The following is a 19,705-nucleotide window of genomic DNA, read 5'->3' as shown; positions in this document are numbered from 1 at the left end:
GCCTTCTTTCGTGTCGGGGGCGTCGCGCGTCGACGTGAGACGAGACGTCCCGCTGATGCGCGGAGCGAGTCGAGTCTACTGTTCTCCGGTCGGGGTGCCGGACTCTTCAGTCGCCGATGCCGAGCTCGCTCGTTCGGCGAGCGACTCCGCATCGCGAACCACGCGGCGGATGCGTTTGTCGGTCTTGTCGCGCACCCCGAGCGCTCCCGGCGTCCACAGCTCGACGTCCTCGTCGGAGTAGTCCGACTTCGAGGCGCGCCGTGCGGGCTTCGGGAGGACGGCGCCGGGCGCGAGACGTCGCGCCGCGATGAGAAAGGCCGTGTGGGCGACCATGCGGTGGTCGGGGCGCACGGCCAGTCCCTCGACGTGCCAGCCGCGGACGAGCGTCTCGGTCGAGGTCGGCTCGGTGAACGCCCCCGTGTCGCGGATCGCCTCGGCCACCCGCGACAGCTGGGTCGCGGTGGCGACGTAGCAGACGAGCACCCCGCCCGGCGCGAGCGCATCCGTCACGACGTCGAGGCACTCCCACGGCGCGAGCATGTCGAGCACGACGCGGTCCACGGAGCCGGGTTCGGCCGCCGAGGGCAACTCGTCGGCCAGATCGCCGATGCCGATCGACCAGTTGGCGGGGACCGAACCCTGGAAGGCCGTGACGTTGGCGCGGGCGACCTGCGCGAATTCCTCGCGGCGCTCGAACGACATCAGGCGCCCCTCATCGCCGATCGCCCGCAGCAGCCAGAGCGAGAGGGCACCGGATCCGACACCCGCCTCGACGACGGTCGCGCCGGGGAAGATGTCGCCGATCGCGAGGATCTGCGCCGCATCCTTGGGGTAGATGATCGCCGCGCCGCGCGGCATCGACATGACGAAGTCCGAGAGAAGGGGCCGTAGCGCCAGATAGGCGTCGCCGTTCGACGCCTCGAGCACTGAGCCGTCCGCTCTGCCGATGATCGCGTCGTGGTCGAGCGTGCCGCGGTGCGTGTGGAACTGCTTCCCGGTCTCGAGTGTGATGGTGTGCAGGCGCCCCTTCGGGCCCGTCAGCTGTACGCGGTCCCCCGCGCGGAAGGCGGTCATCGAAGGGCCTCGGCGCGGCGGATCTCGTGGGCTGCGGCGAGATCAGCGAGTCGGACGCCCTCGAGCCCATCCTCGAGGAGGACGTATGCGGGGCTCGCCGGGAGAGGAACGTGGAACGGCACCGCGATCGTCGTGGCGTGCGAGGCGACGGCAGCCGCGACACCCGGCTCGGAATCCTCGATGGCCACGCAGTCGGCAGCGTCGACCCCGAGGAGCTCCGCCGCGCGCAGATACGGAGCCGGATAGGGCTTGGGCTGCTCGACTTCGTCTCCGGCGACGACCACGTCGAACGCGGGCATCCCCAGCTCGGCGTCGAGTTCGGCGGCGACGCGGTCGGCCATCCGGCGGATCGACATCGTCACGAGCGCGGTCGGGATCCCGGCGGCGCGAGCCTCGGCGAGGAGCTCCCGGGCGCCGGGGCGCCACGGTACGTGCACGGCGATCTGCTCGAGCACCCGGTCGGTGAGTCGGTCGATGATCTCGTGCGGCTCGAGTCGCACCCCGCGCGACTGGAACACGAGCGCGGAGCTCTCGAGCCCCTGGCCGACGAGCTGCAGGCCATCCTCGTGAGTCCAGCTGCCGCCCCAGGCGGCCACGAGCTCCTCCTCGGCGGCCAGCCAATACGGCTCCGTGTCGACGAGGGTGCCGTCCATGTCCCAGAGGAGGGCGGCGGGGGCGGCGGCGGGGGTGGTCACGACCGGCAAGTCTACGGCGACAGTCCTATCCTGGGACGAACGCCCGCGTGGGCGGAGAGGCGGAACGGTGACGGACGGACGCGAGGACTGGGCGGGGGACGGCTCGACGCTCGTCGTCGCCTTCGAGGGCTGGAACGACGCCGGGGAATCCGCATCGAGCACCGCCCGCGCCATCCGCGACCAGCTGGGACTCGTGCCTCTCGCCGAGGTCGAGCCCGAGGACTACTTCGACTACCAGTTCAATCGGCCCGTGCTCGCGTTCGACGAACGCGGGGATCGCGTGCTCGCGTGGCCGAGTGTCGTGCTGTCGGGGCCCGAGGATCAGGGTTCAGGCATTCACGTGCTGCTCGGAACCGAGCCGTCGCGCGGGTGGAAGACCTTCTCCGAGGAGGTGCTCGACGCGATCTCGGTGGCGGGGATCGACCGCATCGTTTTCCTTGGCGCAATGCTCGCCGACGTGCCCCATACTCGGCCGATCGCAGTCTTCGCCTCGAGTGAGAACCCGACCGTCCGCGAGCACTTCTCGCTCGAGCGCTCGAGCTACGAGGGCCCGGTCGGGATCATCTCCGTGCTCGCCGACGCGGCCGAGCGGGCGGGCATCCCGACGCTGTCGATCTGGGCATCGGTGCCGCACTACGTGCACAACGCGCCCTCCCCCAAGGCGACCCTCGCCCTCATCGAGCGGCTCGAGGATTTCGTCGACGTGCAGATCGATCGCGGGTCGCTCGTCGACGAGGCGGAGGCGTGGGAGCGCGGCATCGACGCGCTCGCGAGCGACGATGACGACATGTCGGCCTACATCGAGCAGCTCGAGCAGGCGCGCGACACGGTCGACTCCCCCGAGGCGTCCGGCGACGCGATCGCCGAGGAGTTCGAGAAGTACCTGCGCAAGCGCGACGGCGACCCGCCTCCGGCGCCGTAGTTCTACGGCTGGAGCACCCCGGTCGAGAGCAGCACGATGAGCGTTCCGCCGAGCAGGATGCGGTAGATCACGAACGGCAGGAACGACCGCCGCTCGATGTACCGCATGAGGAACGCGATGACCGCGAGACCGACGACGAAGGCGACGACGGTGGCGACGAGCGTCTCGGCCATGCCGTATCCGGTCGTGCATCCGGCGTCGACGCCCGGTTCGCAGGTGAGCGCCGTGTAGAGCTCGTAGAGCCCCGATCCGAAGACGGCGGGGACGGCGAGCAGGAAGGCGAACCGTGCGGCGGCGGGACGTGTGTACCCGAGTGCGAGTCCCGCGCTCACCGACGCACCCGACCGGCTGACTCCGGGGATCAGGGCGAGCATCTGGGCGAAGCCGACGAGGATGCCGTCGCGGTAGCTCAGCTGGTCGAGCTCCTTCGTGCGGCGCCCCAGCAAGTCGGCGACGCCGAGCAGGAGGCCGAAGACGATGAGCACGATCGCGACGATCCAGAGGGAGCGGAAGGCGGTGCGGATGGCGTCCTGCAGGAAGAAGCCCGCCAGCACGATCGGCACCGTGCCGATGATGATGAGCCAGCCCATCCGCACATCGGGGTCGCCCTTGCGGATGCCTGCCGAGTGCTCGCCCCCGCGCGACCCGAACGAGCGGAACCACTTGCCGATGATGCGCGTGATGTCACGCCAGAAGTAGATGAGCACCGCCGTTTCGGTGCCGAGCTGGGTGATCGCGGTGAACGTCGCCCCCGGATCGCCCCATTCGGCGAGATCACCGAAGATGCGCAGGTGCGCGCTCGACGAGATCGGCAGGAACTCGGTCAATCCCTGCAGGATGCCCAGGATGACCGCTTCGAGGAAGTCCACGGGGATCGATTCTGTCAGGCTCCCGCGGCGATCCCGACCACCGCGGGCGCGTCGTCGTCCTGGGGACGATCAGGCGTCGAGCAGCAGGTCGGTCAGCACGGCGCGGCCGAAGGCGAGCGCATCCAGCGGGACCCGCTCGTCGACCCCGTGGAACATCGCCGGGAAGTCCAGATCGGGCCCCAGCCGTAGGGGCGCGAATCCGTAGCCCGTGATGCCAAGCAGGTTGAGCGCCTTGTTGTCGGTGCCGCCCGAGAGCAGATACGGCAGCACCACGGCGTCCGGATCGTGGCGGGCGAGCGCGTCGACCATGTGCGTCACGAGATCTCCCGCGAACGGCGTCTCGAGGCCCACATCGTGATGCACGATCTCGACCTCGACCTCCGGCCCCGCGAGCTCGCGCACGAGCTCGAGCGTCGCCTCCTCCTCGCCGGCGAACGGTCGGATGTCGACGAGCGCCTCGGCGCGATCCGGGATCACATTGTGCTTGTAGCCCGCCTGCAGGAGCGTCGGGTTCGAGGTCGTGCGCACGGTGGAGCGAAGGAACCCCGCGGCGACCCCGGTGCGTTCGATGAGCTCCACCGGGTCCAGGTCGTCGCCCGCTCCGAGTGCACGCCGCACGCCGTCGAGCATCGCGGTCGTCGTGGGCCCGAGCTGGATCGGCCATTCGTGCCGCCCGATCCTCGCGACGGCCTCCGCGAGCTTCGTGATCGCGTTGTCGCGGATCACACGCGAGCCATGAGCCGCGACGCCGCGCGCCACGAGGCGTACCCAGAGCAGCGCTTTCTCGCCCGTCTGCAGCAGGTACGCGCGCTGTCCGGCGAGGTCGACCGAGTATCCGCCCACCTCGCTGATCGCTTCCGTCGCACCGGCGAACAGTTCCGGGTGCTCGCGGACGAGGTGGTGGGATCCGAAGACGCCGCCGTTCTCCTCGTCGGCGAAGAATGTCACGACGAGATCGCGCGCCGGACGGCGACCCGACCGCAGGATGTCGCCGAGGGCGGTCAGGATCATGGCGTCCATGTCCTTCATGTCGACGGCGCCTCGACCCCACAGCATGCCGTCGCGGATCTCGCCCGCGAAGGGATCGACGCTCCAATTCGAGGGGTCGGCGGGCACGACGTCGAGATGACCGTGGACCACGAGTGCGGGGCGGGAGGGATCCGCACCCTCGACGCGTGCCACGACGCTCGTGCGGCCAGGCGCGGCGTCGATCATGCGCGGCGCGAGACCGAGCGACCGCAGCTCCGCCTCGACGTATTCGGCGGCGGGCGCCTCAGGGTTCGCCCTACCGCCACCCCAGTTGGTGGTGTCGAAGCGGATGAGGTCCCGGGCGATGCGGGCGGTGTCCTCGAGCGGGCCGTCCATGGCTCCACGCTATCCGCTCCCGGATCGGGCGGGGGCGTGCTCTGCGGTGCGCGCGAGCGTGCTAATGTCTATCCTCGGTCCTCCTCGCGGAGGAACGACTCGCGCGGGTGGCGGAATTGGCAGACGCGCTAGCTTGAGGTGCTAGTGCCCGTATTAGGGCGTGGGGGTTCAAGTCCCCCCTCGCGCACGAGTCGACAGGCCCCGGGTCCAGGTGATCCGGGGCCTTCGTCGTGTGTGGCCCCGGCGCCGATCGCCGTGCTCCGTCTGGCGTGCCGTTCCCCGCGGCGCGCGCGGCGACGTAGCCTGTGGAAATGAAGCCCGGACCGGCGCGCATGAGGGGCGTGCTGACGAGTTGGAACGACGAGCGTGGCTACGGCTTCGTCGCTCCCGAGGTCGGCGGGACGGACGTGTTCGTGCACATCTCGGCGTTCCCCGTGGGTGCGCCGCGTCCGCAGCCGGGCGATGTGATCGCCTACGAGCTCGCGCTCTCGGCGGAGCGTCGGCCCCGTGCGTCGCACGCAGAGCGGCTCGGAGGCTCCGCTCCCCCGGTCTCGCACGGCGCCGAGGGGAGACGCGCGGTGCGCATGGTCGTCCCGTCGCGACGTGCGGGCCGCCTCGGATACGTGGTGGTGCTGGGATTCCTCGTGATCGCGCTGCTCGTGACGATGTTCGTTCATCCGTTGCCGTTGTGGGTGGGTGTGCTCTACGGCGGGATGTCGGCGGTGACCTTCCTCGCCTACGCGCTCGACAAGCGTGCAGCGGTCGCCGAGGGGTGGCGGATCGCGGAGGGCTCGCTCCTCGCCCTGGGGCTCGCGGGAGGCTGGCCGGGCGCGATCCTCGCGCAGCAGCTCTTCCGCCACAAGACCGTCAAGGCGAGCTTCCAGGCGGTCTTCTGGGTCACCGTGGTCGTGAACGTGCTCGCCTTCGTGGTCTTCGCCTGGTTCGCCTCCCTTGATCTCGGGGTGTGAAAGTCGGTCGCCGGTCGTAGAATCGAATGTATGTTCGATGCGGTTTCCGAGCTCTCGCGCGAAGAGCGCATCCGTGGGCTGCAGGAGCGCATCCAGGGAATGCAGGCGACGCGCCTCGACGAGCGCACCCTGCCCACGTCCGAGGCTCTCTCCGAACTGCTTCCCGGCGGGGCGCTTCAGGCCGGAGGCGGCTACGTCGTAGACGGCTCGACCGCTCTCGCCCTCGAGATGCTTCGGGGTCCCAGTGGGGCCGGGTCGTGGTGCGCGATCGTCGGTCTGCCCGATCTGGGCGTCGAGGCGGCGGCGGCCGCCGGCATCGCGCTCGACCGGCTCGTGCTCGTCCCGCATCCGGGCGAGCACTGGCTCGCCGTCGTGTCGGCTCTCGTGGACGCGGTAGCAGTGATCCTGGTGCGCCCTCCCCAGGGTGCTCGGGTCGGAGATGCGGCGTCGACGCGGCTCGCGGCCCGGCTTCGCCGCCGAGAGGGGGTGCTGATCTCGACGACGTCATGGCCACGTGCGCAAGCCCGGTTGGCAGTCACGGAGAGCGACTGGGCGGGCATCGGGTCCGGATTCGGTCACCTCGCGGCGCGTCAGGTGACGGTGGCCTCCGCCTCGCCTGCATGGCAGGGACGCATCCGTGCGCGGCGGCTCTGGTTGCCCGATCGCGAGGGGCGAGTCGCTCCGGTCCGCTCGCGCCATGACGGAGCCTCCCCTGCCCTTCAGGCTGTGCAACGGGGCGCCTAGGCTGACGTCATGCGGTACCGCTTCCTCGCGAACGTGCAGCGCTGGGAGGCTCGTGTTCGCGACGACTGGTACTTCGTCGACATCCCGGCGGAACCCTCGGCTGAGATCCACGAATGGGCGGATGCGCGCCCGCGGGCGGGATTCGGTGCGGTCAAGGTCCGTGCGCGGCTCGGATCGACCTCGTGGTCCACCTCGGTGTTCCCCTCTGCCTCGGGGGTCTACAGCCTCGTGCTGAATGCCCGGGTCCGTCGGGTCGAAGGGGTCGCGCCGGGTGACACGGTCGAGGTCGAGGTCGAGATCACCGGCTGATCATGGCTTGATTCTTTCGAACATATGTTCGAAGATGGAGCATGACCGGCTCCGCCCCACGACTCCTCGTGCTGCACGCCCCCGACTGGGGGGTTCGTGCGCAGTCGCGGCTGCTGGGCATCCGTGATGAGGCATCTGTGGTGCTCATCGCACGTGGACGTGTGGTCGCTTGCTCCCCCGCGGCTCGTGCCGAGGGGGTGCGTTCAGGTATGCGGCAGCGAGAGGCCCAGGGGCGGTGTCCGGGTCTGCACGTGCTGCGAGAAGATCCGGGGTCCTGGGTGCGGGCGTTCGAGCCCGTCCTCGCGGCTCTCGACGACGCGCTGCCCGGATGGCACCTCCTACGGCCCGGTACCGCTGCGATCCGGGTTCGCGGCCCGGCACGCTATTACGGCAGTGAGAAGGCGGCGGCTCGTACCGTCGTCGCACTCGCCGAACAGCATGGCGCGGCCGATGCCCGGGTGGGGATCGCCGCGGGTCTCTTCGCCGCCGAGCTCGCTGCGCGCGCCCCCGATCCGGATCGCGTGCGCATCGTCACGGGAGGCTCCACCGCCGCGTTTCTCGCCCCCCTGCCCGTCGGGGTGCTCGGCGACGACGAGCTGGGTTCGCTCCTCCCCCGTCTCGGCATCCGCACTCTCGGGGCCTTCGCCGCCCTCGACCCGGATGACGTGGCCGCCCGCTTCGGTCCGGGCGGAGCACGTCTGCATCTGCTTGCCCGCGGGCGGGACCCGCGACCCGCGACACCGCGCATCCCCCCGAAGGACATCGACGCGGTCATCGATTTCGAGCCTGCTGCCGAACGCGTCGACGAGGTTGCGTTCGGGGTCCGCGCCGCCTGCGGTGAGTTCGTGCGTGAGCTGCTCGCCGCACGTCTCGTGTGCACGGCGGTGCGCGTCGAGCTGCACGGCGACCGCGGGGAGGTCGACGAGCGGGTCTGGCTGCATCCGCGGTCCTTCGGGCCGAGCGAGGTGGTCGACCGGGTGCGCTGGCAGCTTCAGGCGGCCGAGGAACTGCGTTCCGGTGTCGTGCGCGTTCGGGTGAGCCCCGAGGCCGTCGACCCCGTCCATGTGCACGAAGCCGGGCTCTGGGGCACCGGTCCAGAGGAGCGTGTGCACTCGGCGCTTTCGCGCGTGCAGGCGATGCTCGGACACCGCGGCGTGCTCACCCCGCAGCTCTCGGGCGGTCGACGCCCGGCCGATCGTCAGCAGCTCGTACCGTGGGGCGATCGCCCGGTGAGCGTGCGGGAGCGCACCCAGCCCTGGCCCGGCGCCCTGCCCGATCCTCCCCCGTCGACGGTCTACGAGGTGCCGCGGCCCGTGCGGGTCGAAGACGCAGCAGGCCAGCCCGTCACGATCGGGGATCGCGGGCTCGTCAGCGCTGCGCCGTCGATCATCGTCTCCCAGACCGGCACGCGTCGTGACCTCACGGCGTGGGCCGGGCCCTGGCCTCTCGACGAGCGCTGGTGGGATCCGGCCTCTGCTCGTTCGGCACACCGTCTGCAGGCGGTCGATACGACCGGATGCGCCTGGCTTCTCGTGCTCGACGACGCCGGCTGGTGGGCGGAAGGGCGGTACGACTGATGGGCTGGAGCAATCCGCCCGTCACCTGGGCCGAGTTCGAAGGGGCGCTCTCGGGTAAGGCGCCTCCCGAGCGGCGTCCCGATTCCGGCGATGGGCCCGCCTTCTCTCACAAGCGCGGGCCGTACCGCCCACCTCCCGGGATCGTCCGGGATCCCGATGCGCTCCCCTACGCCGAGCTCCACGCCCACTCGAGCTTCAGCTTCCTCGACGGCGCCTCCTCGCCTGAAGAGCTTCTCGAAGAGGCCGAACGCCTGGGCCTCAGTGCCTTGGCGCTCGTCGACCACGACACCTTCGCCGGTTTCGTCCGCTTCGCGGAGGCAGCAGAGAAGTCGAGCGTGGCAACGATCTTCGGCGCCGAACTCTCGCTCGGGCTGCGGAGGCCGCAGAACGGCGAACCCGACCCGGAGGGCGACCACCTGGTCGTTCTTGCGCGGGGGCCCGAGGGGTATCACCGTCTGGCCAAGTCGCTCACGGACGCGAACCTGCGCGGCGGCGAAAAAGGGCGGCCCGTGCATGTTCTCGAAGAGCTCGGCGAGGCCGCGGATGGGCGGTGGGCCATCCTCACCGGATGCCGCAAGGGGGCGGTCCGCCGGGCCCTCGAGACAGGCGGGGCCGACGCGGCGGGTCGCGCCCTCGACGAGCTGGTCGCCGTCTTCGGCCGCGACGCCGTGCACGTCGAGCTCATCGACCACGGCGATCCTCTCGACGTCGACCGCAACGACGTGCTCGCGGCCCTTGCTGCCTCTCGTCGCCTTCCCGTGCTCGCGACGGGGAACGTGCACTACTCCTCCCCCGATCGTCGTCACCTCGCCGCCGCGGTCGCCGCTGTGCGTGCACGACGCAGTCTCGACGAGCTCGACGGCTGGCTGCCCGCCACCGGTGCCGCCCATCTGCGTTCGGGGCGCGAGATGCGCGAGCGTTTCTCCCGGTATCCGGGCGCTATCGAGCACGGCCTTGAGCTCGCCACCGAGCTGGCGTTCTCCCTGCGCCGAGCGAAGCCGGCGCTTCCGCGTCAGGAGGTCCCCGCGGGGCACACCCCGATGTCCTATCTGCGCGAGCTCGTCTGGGCAGGCGTCCCCGCCCGCTACCCGACGCTCACCGAGGCGGACCGCGAACGCATCGAGGCAGAGCTCGCCGTCATCGAGGCGAAGGACTTCCCCGGGTACTTCCTGATCGTCCACGACATCGTCGCGTTCGCCCGCAGCCGCGGGATCCTCTGCCAGGGGCGGGGATCGGCCGCCAACTCTGCCGTCTGCTACCTGCTCGGCATCACCGCCGTCGATGCGATCCGCTACCGTCTGCCATTCGAGCGCTTCCTCTCGAGCCTGCGCGACGAGGAACCCGACATCGACGTCGACTTCGACGCCGATCGTCGCGAAGAGGTCATCCAATGGGTGTACGAGCGCTACGGACGACGCAACGCCGCCCAGGTGGCCAACGTCATCCAGTACCGCCCCAAGAACGCCGTGCGTGACATGGCCAAGGCGCTCGGCTACAGCCCCGGACAGCAGGATGCGTGGTCGAAGCGGGTCGACGCTCACGCGTGGAACCTCGAGGAGGCCGCGGTCGTGGACTCCGACATCCCCCGTCCTGTGCTCGATCTCGCCCGAGAACTGCTCGCGGCTCCGCGCCATCTCGGCATCCATTCCGGGGGGATGGTGCTCACCGACCGACCCATCGGCGAGGTCGTGCCGATCGAGCACGCCCGCATGGAGAAGCGGACGGTCATCCAGTGGGACAAGGACGACGCCGCGTGGATGGGGCTCGTCAAGTTCGACCTGCTCGGCCTCGGGATGCTCGCCGCCCTGCAGCACTCGTTCGACCTCATCCGTGAGGCGACCGGCGAGGAGTGGACCCTCGCCACCATCCCCAAGGAAGAGCCCGCGGTGTACGACATGCTCTGCCGCGCCGACTCGATCGGCGTCTTCCAGGTGGAGTCGCGTGCCCAGATGGGGTTGCTGCCTCGCTTGCAGCCGCGCCGCTTCTACGACCTCGTGGTGCAGATCGCCCTCGTGCGGCCGGGACCCATCCAGGGCGGTGCGGTGCATCCCTTCGTGCGACGCAAGCTGGGCCAGGAGCCGGTGAGCTACGCGCACCCGAAGCTCATCCCCCCGCTCGAGCGCACGCTCGGGGTACCCGTCTTCCAAGAGCAGCTGATGCAGATGGCCATGGCCGTCGGCGACTGCAGCGGCGAGGACGCCGATCTGCTGCGCCGCGCCATGGGATCCAAACGGGGTCTCGAACGCATCGAATCACTGCGTGAGAAGCTCTACGCGGGCATGGCGCGCAATGGTCTCACGGGGCAGGTCGCCGACGACATCTACGCGAAGATCCAGGCGTTCGCGAACTTTGGATTCGCCGAGAGCCACTCGCTCAGCTTCGCGCTCCTCGTCTATGCGAGCTCCTGGATCAAGCTGCACTACCCGGGAGCGTTCCTCGCCGGTCTTCTGCGGGCGCAGCCCATGGGCTTCTACTCCCCCGCCTCTCTCTCGGCCGACGCGCGCCGACACGGCGTCGAGGTGCGTCGACCCGACATCCTGCTCTCGGGTTCCGAGGCAGGGCTCGAGTCACTCTCCGCGGACACCGCGAGGAGGCCGACCGGATCCGAGGCGTGCGCCGCGCGCGAGCAACCGGATCCCGGCGACTTCGACCCGACAGCCCCCGATCTCAGTGCTGAGCACCGTCGCGACGGAGGTCTCGCCGTGCGCCTCGGGCTCGCCGCCGTCCGCGGCATCGGGCGCCCGCTCGCGGAGCGCATCGTCGTCGATCGGGCTGCAGCCGGCCCCTTTCGCGACATGGAAGACCTCGTGCGGCGGGTGGGACTCAGCACGGCTCAGCTCGAATCGCTCGCAACCGCGGGGGCGTTCGCCTCCTTCGCACTCAGCCCCCGGGAGGCGCTCTGGCGTGCGGGATCGGCGGCCCAGGATCGCGCCGAGTATCTCGCGGGTACGGTCGCCGCTGTCCAGCCGCCCCTCTTCGCAGACCAGACGTCCTTCGAGCGGCTCTCCGCCGACCTCTGGGCCACCGGGATCTCCCCCGATGACCACCCGGTCCGCCACCTGCGTGCCCACCTCGATGAGCGCGGTGTGCTGAGCTCCCACGCCCTCAGAACGGCCGAGAGCGGTCGACGTATCGAGGTCGCCGGACTCGTCACCCATCGGCAGCGCCCGGCAACCGCATCCGGGATCACCTTCATGAACCTCGAAGACGAGACGGGCCTCGTCAACGTCATCTGCGGTGCCGGATTCTGGGCCCGCTATCGGCGTGTGGCGCGCGACGAACCAGCCGTCATCGTCCGAGGCGTGCTCGAACGCTCACCCGAAGGGGTCGTGAACGTCCTCGCCGACCGGATCGAGCCGCTGCGTGCAGGGGTCGTGCACCGGTCGCGGGATTTCCGCTAGGCCGACTTCTCCGCCTCCGCCAGCAGCACGCACAGCACGAGCGCCTCGAGCGCCGCCTCGAGATCGCTGATGGATGGCATGCTCGGTGCGATGCGGATCACGCTGTCCTGCGGGTCGGTCCCGTACGGGAATGCGGCTCCCGCTGGGGTGAGGGCGACACCCGCCTCCTTCGCAAGCTGGACGGCGCGGCTCGCCGTGCCCTCCGGCGCCCAGAGGGTCACGAAGTACCCACCCTTCGGGGTCGTCCAGGTGGCGTGCCCAGAGAGCCCGTCTGTCAGCATCCGATCGACGAGCGCGAACTTGGGCGCCAACAGGTTCCGGTGTCGGCGCATGTGCGCACGCAGGCCCGACGCATCGCCGAAGAACCGGGCGTGGCGCCACTGGTTCAGCTTGTCGGGACCGATCGTCTGGACCGCGCTGTGTGTGCGGTACCAGGCGATGTTCGCCGGGCTCGAACCGAAGAACGCGACGCCCGCCCCGGCCTGGGTCATCTTCGACGTCGACGCGAACACGAAGAAGCGATCCGGGTGGCCGGCCTCGGCGGCGAGCCCCAGGATGTCGATCGGCTCGAACTCCTCGTCGGTGAGGTGGTGCACCGCGTAGGCGTTGTCCCAGAAGATGCGGAAATCGGCTGCCGCCGCCGTCATGGAGGCGAGCGCACGCGCCGTTTGCTCATCGACGATCGCGCCCGTCGGGTTCGCATACAGCGGCACGAGCCACATGCCTCGAACCGCCGGGTCGGCGAGATGGGTCTCGATCGCCTCGAGGTCGAGGCTTCCGTCTGCGAGCGGGGCGACCGGGATCATGCGGATGCCGAGAGCCTCGGTGATCGCGAAGTGCCTGTCGTACCCGGGCGAAGGGCAGAGGAAGGCGACGTCCTGACCCACCCACGCGCCCGAGGATCCGGGGACGCCGTGCAGCAGAGCGTGGACGACGACGTCGTGCATCGTCGTGAGGCTCGCGTTGCCACCGGCGAGCAGTTGGGGCACGGGGATCCCGAGGAGATCGGAGAAGATCTCGCGCAGCTCCACGACGCCGTCCGTGCCGCCGTAGTTGCGCAGATCGGTACCCGCGCGGTCGGTGTGATCCGAGCCGAGATCGAGGCCGAGCAGCGGGTTCGCGAGGTCGAGCTGATCCTTCGACGGCTTGCCGCGGGTGAGGTCGAGAGAGAGACCGCGAGCGACCAGTGCGTCGTAATCGGCGCGAAGGCTCGCGAGGGTGTCGGACATGGCTCCAACGCTACCCGTTGCGCCCGTGTGCGACGTCCGTCGACAGGGCCTCAGGCCGACCCCAATCGGCGCCGCAGCAGGTCGATGCGCGCCTGCAGCTGACCCACGGTCGCGCGTGCGACCTCCGGCCCTCCGCACATCCGCCGCACCTCCGCGTGCACCTGGGCGTGTGTCTGCCCGGTGCCGCGCGCGTGGATGCCGACGAGGCTGTTGAGCAGTCGCCGCTGCTCGGCGAGCGTGCGGTGAAGCGGCTGCGGTTGCGACTCCGGCTCGCCGCGTTCCCGACGCTCCTCGCCTCGTCGTGCCTGCCGTCGTTGCCGGTGGCGCAGGAGCTCCGACACCTCTTCGGGATCGAGGATGCCCGGGATGCCGATGAAGTCCCACTCCTCGGCCGTACCGGGGGTGGCGAGCGCGCCGAACTCCTCCCCGTCGTAGAGGGCCTTCTCGAAGGTCGCGATCGATCCGAGGGCCTCCCATTCGAACTCGTCCGCGAGCTCGGCCGATGCCTCTTCGACGCGATTGGCGTCATCGACGAGGCCGTCGTCGAGGAGCGTCGGGTCGTCGCCCGGGTCGTGGTCGAGGGCGTGATCGCGCTCGCGCTCCAGCTCCGCGCCGAGTCGCAGCAGCACGGGCACGCTCGGGAGGAAGACGGTCGCGAGTTCGCCGCGGCGTCGGGCCCGTACAAAACGGCCGATCGCCTGGGCGAAGTACAACGGAGTGGATGCGCTGGTCGCGTACACACCGACGCACAGCCGCGGCACATCGACGCCCTCCGACACCATCCGGACCGCGACCATCCAGCGCTGCGTCCCCTCGGCGAACTGCGCGATCCGCTCCCCGGATCCGGCGTCGTCCGAGAGCACGACTGTCGGCGGAGTGCCGGTCAGGTCGGTGAGGATCGTGGCGTACGCGCGGGCGGCCGCCTGGTCGGTTGCGATGACGAGCCCGCCGGCGTCCGGGATGTGCTGGCGCACCTCGCGGAGCCGACGGTCGGCGGCCGAGAGCACGGCGGGCATCCAGTCGCCACCGGGATCGAGTGCGGTGCGCCAAGCCTGCGCCGTGACATCCTGCGTGTCGTCCTGCCCGAGGTTCGCCTCCATCTCGTTCCCCGCCCGGGTGCGCCAGCGCATCGATCCGGCGTAGCTGAGGAACACGACGGGGCGGACGACGCCGTCGCGGAGCGCGTGGCCATAACCGTAGGCGTAGTCGGTCTGCGAGAGACGCACACCGCGTTCGTCGCGGGCGTACCGCACGAACGGGATCGGTGAGGTGTCGCTGCGGAAGGGGGTGCCGGTGAGCGAGAGCCGTCGTTCCGCGCCCTCGAACGCCTCGTGGACGGCGTCACCCCAGCTCAGTGCGTCACCCGCGTGGTGGACCTCGTCGAGGATCACGAGGGATCGCGCGGAGTTCGTGAGCTCCCGGTGCAGGCTCGCGCGCACCGCGATCTGCGCGTAGGTCACCACCACCCCGTGGAACTGGCGCGACTCGCGCCCATGCCGATTGCTGAACCGGGGGTCGAGGTGGATCCCCGCCCGGTGCGCGGCATCCGCCCACTGGACCTTCAGATGCTCGGTGGGAGCGACGACGGTGATGCGATCGACGACGCGCCTCTGGAGGAGCTCGGATGCGAGCCGCAGCGCGAAAGTCGTCTTCCCCGCGCCAGGGGTCGCCGACACGAGGAAGTCGCGTCGTGTGGCGGGATGCGCAGTCGGATCGAAGTAGCGCGTGAGTGCGTCTTCCTGCCAGGCGCGGAGCTTTCCCGCGGTGCCCCAGGCGGCGCGTTCCGGGAAGCTCGGCGAGAGGTGGTCGGCGGCCGCAGTCGCGCGGAACACACGCTCACTGTTCGCCTCGCTCACTCGACAAGATCGTAGTCGGCAGCACCGATATCCGCGGCTCCTGCGTCAGTCATCACCATGGCCGAACCGCCGCCTCGTGGCAGGCCGGAGCAGCGCGGCGGGTCGCACCGTCCCCGGCCCGAAGCGCTCCGCCACTTGGTCGATCGCCTGTTCCGCCTCACGCCAGTCCTCGTCATCGTCCCAAAGCCCGAGACTCGCGACGTCACCCGTCAGCTGCTCGGCGCGCACCCCGATGAGGCGCACCGGCCGGGCGGAGGTATTCGCCTGGTCGTACAGGGCCCGCGCCTCCTCGTAGATCCGGCGCCCGAGATCGGTCGGGTCGGCGAGCGTGCGGGAGCGGGTGATCGTCGTGAAGTCCGAGAACCGAAGCTTGATCGCGACGGTCCGCCCCGAGACCCCTGCCGCGCGCAGCCGTCGACCGACCGCGTCCGAGAGTTCGAGCAGCACCCGGTGGAGATCGGTCGGGTCGGTGCGGTCGGTCTCGAAGGTGGTCTCGTGCCCGATCGACTTCTCGGTGTGCCCCGGGGTGACCTCGCGCGGGTCTCGTGCCCAGGCGAGCGCGTGCAGGCGCTGCGCTCCCGCCTCCCCGAGCGCGTGACGGAGCATGTCGACGCTCGCATGGGCGACATCGCCCACCGTCCGCAGTCCCAGGCGTGTGAGGGTCTCTTCGCTGCGTCCTCCGACACCCCACAGGGCCGTCACGGGCAGAGGATGCAGGAAGTCGAGCGTCGTCGCGGCCGGCACGACGAGGAGGCCGTCGGGTTTCGCGAGGCTCGAGGCGAGCTTGGCGACGAACTTCGTGGATGCCGCGCCGGCGGAACAGCGCAGCCCGGTCTCGGCATGCACCCTCTCGCGGAGCATGCGGCCGATCTCCCACGACGATCCGAGCCGTCGTCGCGCGCCGGCGACATCGAGGAAGGCCTCGTCGACGCTCAGCTGCTCGACGAGGGGCGTGATCTCTCCGAGGATTCCCATGACCTTGCGGGAGTAGTGCGCGTACCGCTCGAAATGCGGCTCGAGCACGACCGCCTGAGGGCAGCGGCGGAGCGCGACGGCCATCGGCATCGCCGAGTTGACGCCGTACTTGCGTGCCTCGTACGTCGCAGCCGTCACGACGGATCGTTGCGACGCGTGACCGACGATCACCGGTCGGCCCACCAGATCGGGTCGTTCGAGCAGCTCGACGGATGCGAAGAACGCATCCATGTCGACGTGCAGGATGTGCGCGGCAGGGTCGTCGACGGGCTGCGACGTGACTTGCCGCGAGGTGCCGTCCTGCTTGCTCACGGCGTCATCCTGTCACGGGCCGCCGACCCCGGTCCGCACATGGCGGAGCCCGCCCCGCATGAGCGGGACGGGCTCCGGAAGGTGTCTGTCAGACGCGTCGTCGGCCGAAGAGAAGGCCGAAGATGATCAGCACGAGCAGCGAGCCGCCGATTGCGAGCAGCCACGTCTGAATGCTGAAGAAGTCCTCGAGCGGTGCATCGAAGAGAAGGCTCCCGAGCCATCCACCGAGAAGCGCTCCGAGGATACCGACGAGGATCGTGACGATCCACCCGCCCGGCTGACGGCCGGGAAGGATGAGCTTCGCGATCGCGCCGGCGATCAGTCCGAGCAGAATCCAGCCGAGGATTCCCATATGCATTCCTCCGAATAGTCGTGGCGACGCGGGGGTCGGTCGCCGTTGACAAAGATTCAATCTCTCGCCCGGATCCCCGACAAGGGCCTTCCACGATGAGGCATTCTGGTGATATGGCGGTGCAGCATCCCTGGTCTCGTTACGTCGCTCTCGGCGATTCCTTCACCGAGGGCATCGGCGATCCGGAACCGCGAAGCCCCGGCGGCAACCGCGGATGGGCGGATCGCGTCGCCGAGGTCTTGAGTCGGACCTCGCCCGATTTCGCCTATGCGAACTTGGCGATCCGCGGCCGCTTGCTTCAGCAGATCCTCGACGAGCAGGTGGAGCCCGCGCTCGAGCTGCAGCCCGACCTCATCACCATTTCGGCGGGCGGGAACGACATCATCCGCCCCGGCACGGATCCCGACGAGGTCGCGGGGCGCCTGGAGGCGGGGGTCGCGCGTCTGCGTACCGATGGCGCGACGGTGGTGCTCTTCAACGGCCCCGACATCGGCCGCACACCCGTGCTCGGAAGGATCCGCGGCAAGGTGGCGATCTACAACGAGAACCTGCACTACATCGCCCGCACCCACGACGCGATCGTCGCCGACATGTGGGCGCTTCGAGAACTCACCGATCCTCGGATGTGGGCGCCCGACCGCCTGCACTTCTCCCCCACGGGACACCACACGATCGCCCGCATGGTGCTCGACGCATTGGGCGTGGAGAACGACCTGGAGCCCTACCGCCCCGAGCCCCTGCCCACGGTGTCGTGGCGGCGCGCCCGACGAGAGGACATCGTCTGGGCGCGTGAGCATCTGGCGCCCTGGATCATCCGTCGCATCCGGCACCGCTCATCCGGGGATGGGATTACCGCGAAGCGCCCCTTCCCTGAGCCGTTCATGCGCGGAGACGGCGAGTCGTAGACCCGCTCAGCCGAGGCCGAAGATGATCTCGGGGTGCCCGAGCCGCCACCAGGGCCCGGGATCCTCCACTGCCTCAGAGAGCTCGAGGTCGACCGTGACCGTGCGGTTCCCGGCCGTGAACTCGAGGGTGCCGACCGAGGTGCCTGCCTCGGTCAGACGGATGTCGTCGACCTCCGCGTCGACCGTCACCGGCGTATCGCCCCACACCACGATCCAGGCGTCGTCGGCGGCGACCGCCTGTGCCTCCTCGCCCCACACCGTCTCGTAGTCGGCGACCGGATCCCCGGCCGCGACCAGCGGGATCTCGTGGAAGCCCGCCTGGGCATCGGCGAGCAGGTCGATCACATCTGAGTCGAGGGTGTCGTGGTCGACCGCCCCCAGCACGACACCGACCAGCTCCACGGTCTCGGATCCGACCTCGAGGTCGGCCGAGAATAGCAGGTTCGCGCCGAAGGCGTTGAGCGTGCCGGTCTTGATGCCGTCCACCCCCGCCATGCCGAGCAGCTTGTTCGAATTGACCACCTCGCCGACGTCGTGGATGTCGATCTTCGCGGTCGCGACGATCTTCGAGATGACCGGATCCGCGTGAGCGAGTTCACCGAGGGCGACGAGGTCGTCCGCGGTCGCCGTGTTGGCTGGGTCGAGGCCCGTCGGTTCGACCACCGTGATCGACGACAGCCCGTTCTCCTCGAGCCACGCCGCTGCTGCCTTCACGAACGCGTCTTGTGAGCCGAACGCCCAGTTCGACACGCTGACCGCGTAGTTGCCGGCGGAGTCGATGAGCATGATCTCCAGCAACTCGCGCTCGGTGTAGACCTCGCCCGCCGCGACGGGGGCGACGGATGCGCCCCTCGCGTCGTACTGCCGGTAGATCGCGGCGTCCTCGCTCGTCATCGTGACTTTGGGGCCGTCGCTCCCGTCGTCGATCGGCTTCGCCGAGAGCACGGTCAAAGCGGTGATGATCTTCGTGATGCTCGCCATCGGGAGCGGCTTCTCGGACCCAGTTCGGGCGAGGAGCCCGTCGAAGCCGACCGCGGCGATCGCCGACGCGCCGTAGGAGGGCAGGCCGATGTCGGCGGCGTCCGCGGTGGCGACCTGCGGCGCCTGCACCTCGGGCACGATGGCCTCGACGGGCGCGAAGAGCGTGAGCGGGAGGTAGGCGATGCCCGCGAGCACCGCGGTGAGACCTCCGAAGAAGACGATCCGGCGTCGGCGATAGATCTGGCGTCGGGTCAGGGGCACCCGTCGATTATTGCGGACGTCCCTCGGCCGCCGTGTCGGGTACCCGGAGCGCCCACAGCGCGACCGCGGATGCCGCGGCGACGTTCAAGGAGTCGACGCCGTGCCCCATGGGGATCGTCACGACGCGGTCGGCGTTTGCGAGAGCGGTACGGCTCAGGCCATCTCCTTCGGTGCCGAACAGCATGGCGACCCGTTCGGGAGCCTCCTGCGCGTAGCGGTCGAGCGACACGGCGTCGTCGGAGAGCGCGAGCGCGGCGATCTCGAACCCAGCCGCTCGGAGTTCGTCGGCACCTTCGGGCCACTCCGGAAGCCGCGTCCATGGGATCTGCAGCACTGCGGCCATGCTGACCCGCACGGACCGGCGGTACAGGGGGTCCGCACAGCGGGGCGTCACGAGGACGGCATCAGCCCCGAGCCCTGCGACCGCCCGGAAGATCGCCCCCACGTTCGTGTGGTCGACGATGTCTTCGAGCACCACGACGCGGCGTGCGTGGCGCAGCACCTCCGCGACCGTCGGCAGCACGGGTCGGTGCATCGAGGCGAGCGCGCCCCGATGCAGCACGAACCCCGTGATCTGCTCGAGCATCGACGCCGGGGCGACGTAGACCGGCACGTCGAGGTCGGCCAGGAGCGGCTCGAGGTCGGGGATCCACTTCTCCTGCAGCAGCACGGATCGCGGGCGGTGCCCCGCGTCGAGGGCACGCTGGATCACCTTCGTCGACTCCGCGATGTACAGACCCCTTTGCGGCTCACTCAAGCGCCGCAGCACGACGTCCGTCAGACTGAAGTAGTCGGAGAGCCGAGGGTCGGCAGGGTCGTCGACCGGCAGGAGCTCCATCCTGCGATTCTGCCAGCACGGCGAAACACGCCGGAAAAGTCTGCGCCGTACGCTGGGCGCACGAGGAGGAGC

Annotated in this window: 17 protein-coding genes and 1 tRNA gene; 8 read left to right on the top strand and 10 right to left on the bottom strand. The window is 69.9% G+C overall.

Annotated elements, in window-relative coordinates:
* Nucleotides 1–75: 75 nt before the first annotated feature.
* Nucleotides 76–1,074 (bottom strand): tRNA (adenine-N1)-methyltransferase, encoded by a 999-nt coding sequence (locus FVQ89_RS12560; RefSeq protein WP_147902259.1) that lies wholly within the window; start codon nucleotides 1,072–1,074, stop codon nucleotides 76–78.
* Nucleotides 1,071–1,769, bottom strand: a complete 699-nt coding sequence (locus FVQ89_RS12555; RefSeq protein ID WP_255513592.1) for an HAD family phosphatase — start codon at nucleotides 1,767–1,769, stop codon at nucleotides 1,071–1,073. Before FVQ89_RS12555 ends, FVQ89_RS12560 begins: the two co-directional genes overlap by 4 nt.
* A 67-nt stretch (nucleotides 1,770–1,836) precedes the next feature.
* On the opposite strand from FVQ89_RS12555, the gene FVQ89_RS12550 reads away from it, so the two are divergent.
* Nucleotides 1,837–2,691, top strand: a complete 855-nt coding sequence (locus FVQ89_RS12550) for a proteasome assembly chaperone family protein (RefSeq protein WP_255513591.1) — start codon at nucleotides 1,837–1,839, stop codon at nucleotides 2,689–2,691.
* Between the two features lie 2 nt (nucleotides 2,692–2,693).
* Here FVQ89_RS12550 and FVQ89_RS12545 read toward each other — a convergent pair whose 3' ends face one another.
* On the bottom strand, nucleotides 2,694–3,560 hold the full coding sequence (locus FVQ89_RS12545) for an undecaprenyl-diphosphate phosphatase (RefSeq protein ID WP_147902257.1): 867 nt from the start codon (nucleotides 3,558–3,560) through the stop codon (nucleotides 2,694–2,696).
* A 69-nt stretch (nucleotides 3,561–3,629) separates the two neighbouring features.
* Nucleotides 3,630–4,925: a M20/M25/M40 family metallo-hydrolase gene (locus FVQ89_RS12540; RefSeq protein ID WP_147902256.1), complete on the bottom strand. Its 1,296-nt coding sequence runs from the start codon at nucleotides 4,923–4,925 to the stop codon at nucleotides 3,630–3,632.
* 101 nt (nucleotides 4,926–5,026) lie between these two features.
* Here FVQ89_RS12540 and FVQ89_RS12535 point away from each other — a divergent pair.
* From FVQ89_RS12535 to FVQ89_RS12510, 6 genes are all read left to right on the top strand, one after another.
* Nucleotides 5,027–5,112 (top strand) — tRNA-Leu (locus FVQ89_RS12535).
* A 124-nt stretch (nucleotides 5,113–5,236) separates the two neighbouring features.
* Nucleotides 5,237–5,893 (top strand): cold shock and DUF1294 domain-containing protein, encoded by a 657-nt coding sequence (locus FVQ89_RS12530; RefSeq protein WP_147902255.1) that lies wholly within the window; start codon nucleotides 5,237–5,239, stop codon nucleotides 5,891–5,893.
* A 30-nt stretch (nucleotides 5,894–5,923) separates the two neighbouring features.
* On the top strand, nucleotides 5,924–6,637 hold the full coding sequence (locus FVQ89_RS12525) for a hypothetical protein (RefSeq protein WP_147902254.1): 714 nt from the start codon (nucleotides 5,924–5,926) through the stop codon (nucleotides 6,635–6,637).
* A gap of 9 nt (nucleotides 6,638–6,646) precedes the next feature.
* Nucleotides 6,647–6,946 (top strand): DUF1905 domain-containing protein, encoded by a 300-nt coding sequence (locus FVQ89_RS12520; protein ID WP_147902253.1) that lies wholly within the window; start codon nucleotides 6,647–6,649, stop codon nucleotides 6,944–6,946.
* A 41-nt stretch (nucleotides 6,947–6,987) separates the two neighbouring features.
* Entirely contained in the window at nucleotides 6,988–8,523 is a 1,536-nt protein-coding gene (locus FVQ89_RS12515) for a DNA polymerase Y family protein (protein ID WP_147902252.1), read from the top strand.
* Entirely contained in the window at nucleotides 8,523–11,924 is a 3,402-nt protein-coding gene (locus FVQ89_RS12510) for an error-prone DNA polymerase (protein ID WP_147902251.1), read from the top strand. The genes FVQ89_RS12515 and FVQ89_RS12510 overlap by 1 nt, the downstream gene beginning before the upstream one ends.
* Here FVQ89_RS12510 and FVQ89_RS12505 read toward each other — a convergent pair.
* From FVQ89_RS12505 to FVQ89_RS12490, 4 genes are all read right to left on the bottom strand, one after another.
* The gene (locus FVQ89_RS12505) at nucleotides 11,921–13,153 is read right to left on the bottom strand and encodes an aminotransferase class I/II-fold pyridoxal phosphate-dependent enzyme (RefSeq protein ID WP_147902250.1); all 1,233 of its coding nucleotides are present in this window, start codon (nucleotides 13,151–13,153) and stop codon (nucleotides 11,921–11,923) included. The two genes, FVQ89_RS12510 and FVQ89_RS12505, sit on opposite strands and share 4 nt — an antisense overlap.
* Before the next feature lie 50 nt (nucleotides 13,154–13,203).
* Complete coding sequence (locus FVQ89_RS12500; protein ID WP_255513590.1) at nucleotides 13,204–15,009, bottom strand: DEAD/DEAH box helicase; 1,806 nt, start codon at nucleotides 15,007–15,009, stop codon at nucleotides 13,204–13,206.
* Nucleotides 15,010–15,054: 45 nt separating this feature from the next.
* A complete protein-coding gene (gene dinB, locus FVQ89_RS12495) occupies nucleotides 15,055–16,296 on the bottom strand; it encodes a DNA polymerase IV (protein WP_147902249.1) in 1,242 nt (413 codons plus the stop codon).
* Nucleotides 16,297–16,384: 88 nt separating this feature from the next.
* Nucleotides 16,385–16,648 carry a GlsB/YeaQ/YmgE family stress response membrane protein gene (locus FVQ89_RS12490; protein WP_147902248.1) on the bottom strand — a complete coding sequence of 88 codons (264 nt, stop codon included), beginning with the start codon at nucleotides 16,646–16,648 and terminating at the stop codon, nucleotides 16,385–16,387.
* 113 nt (nucleotides 16,649–16,761) lie between these two features.
* Between FVQ89_RS12490 and FVQ89_RS12485 the strand changes: the two genes are divergently transcribed.
* Complete coding sequence (locus FVQ89_RS12485) at nucleotides 16,762–17,553, top strand: SGNH/GDSL hydrolase family protein (RefSeq protein ID WP_147902247.1); 792 nt, start codon at nucleotides 16,762–16,764, stop codon at nucleotides 17,551–17,553.
* A 6-nt stretch (nucleotides 17,554–17,559) separates the two neighbouring features.
* Here FVQ89_RS12485 and FVQ89_RS12480 read toward each other — a convergent pair whose 3' ends face one another.
* A complete protein-coding gene (locus FVQ89_RS12480) occupies nucleotides 17,560–18,795 on the bottom strand; it encodes a D-alanyl-D-alanine carboxypeptidase family protein (RefSeq protein ID WP_147902246.1) in 1,236 nt (411 codons plus the stop codon).
* A gap of 7 nt (nucleotides 18,796–18,802) precedes the next feature.
* Nucleotides 18,803–19,633, bottom strand: coding sequence for an RNA methyltransferase (locus tag FVQ89_RS12475; protein WP_147902245.1), 831 nt, complete (start codon nucleotides 19,631–19,633; stop codon nucleotides 18,803–18,805).
* Nucleotides 19,634–19,705: the final 72 nt, after the last annotated feature.

Source organism: Homoserinibacter sp. GY 40078 (genome assembly GCF_008017545.1).
Taxonomy (GTDB): domain Bacteria; phylum Actinomycetota; class Actinomycetes; order Actinomycetales; family Microbacteriaceae; genus Homoserinibacter.
The sequence above is the reverse complement of the archived record's forward strand: the minus strand, read 5'-3'. Positions and strand labels throughout refer to the sequence as shown.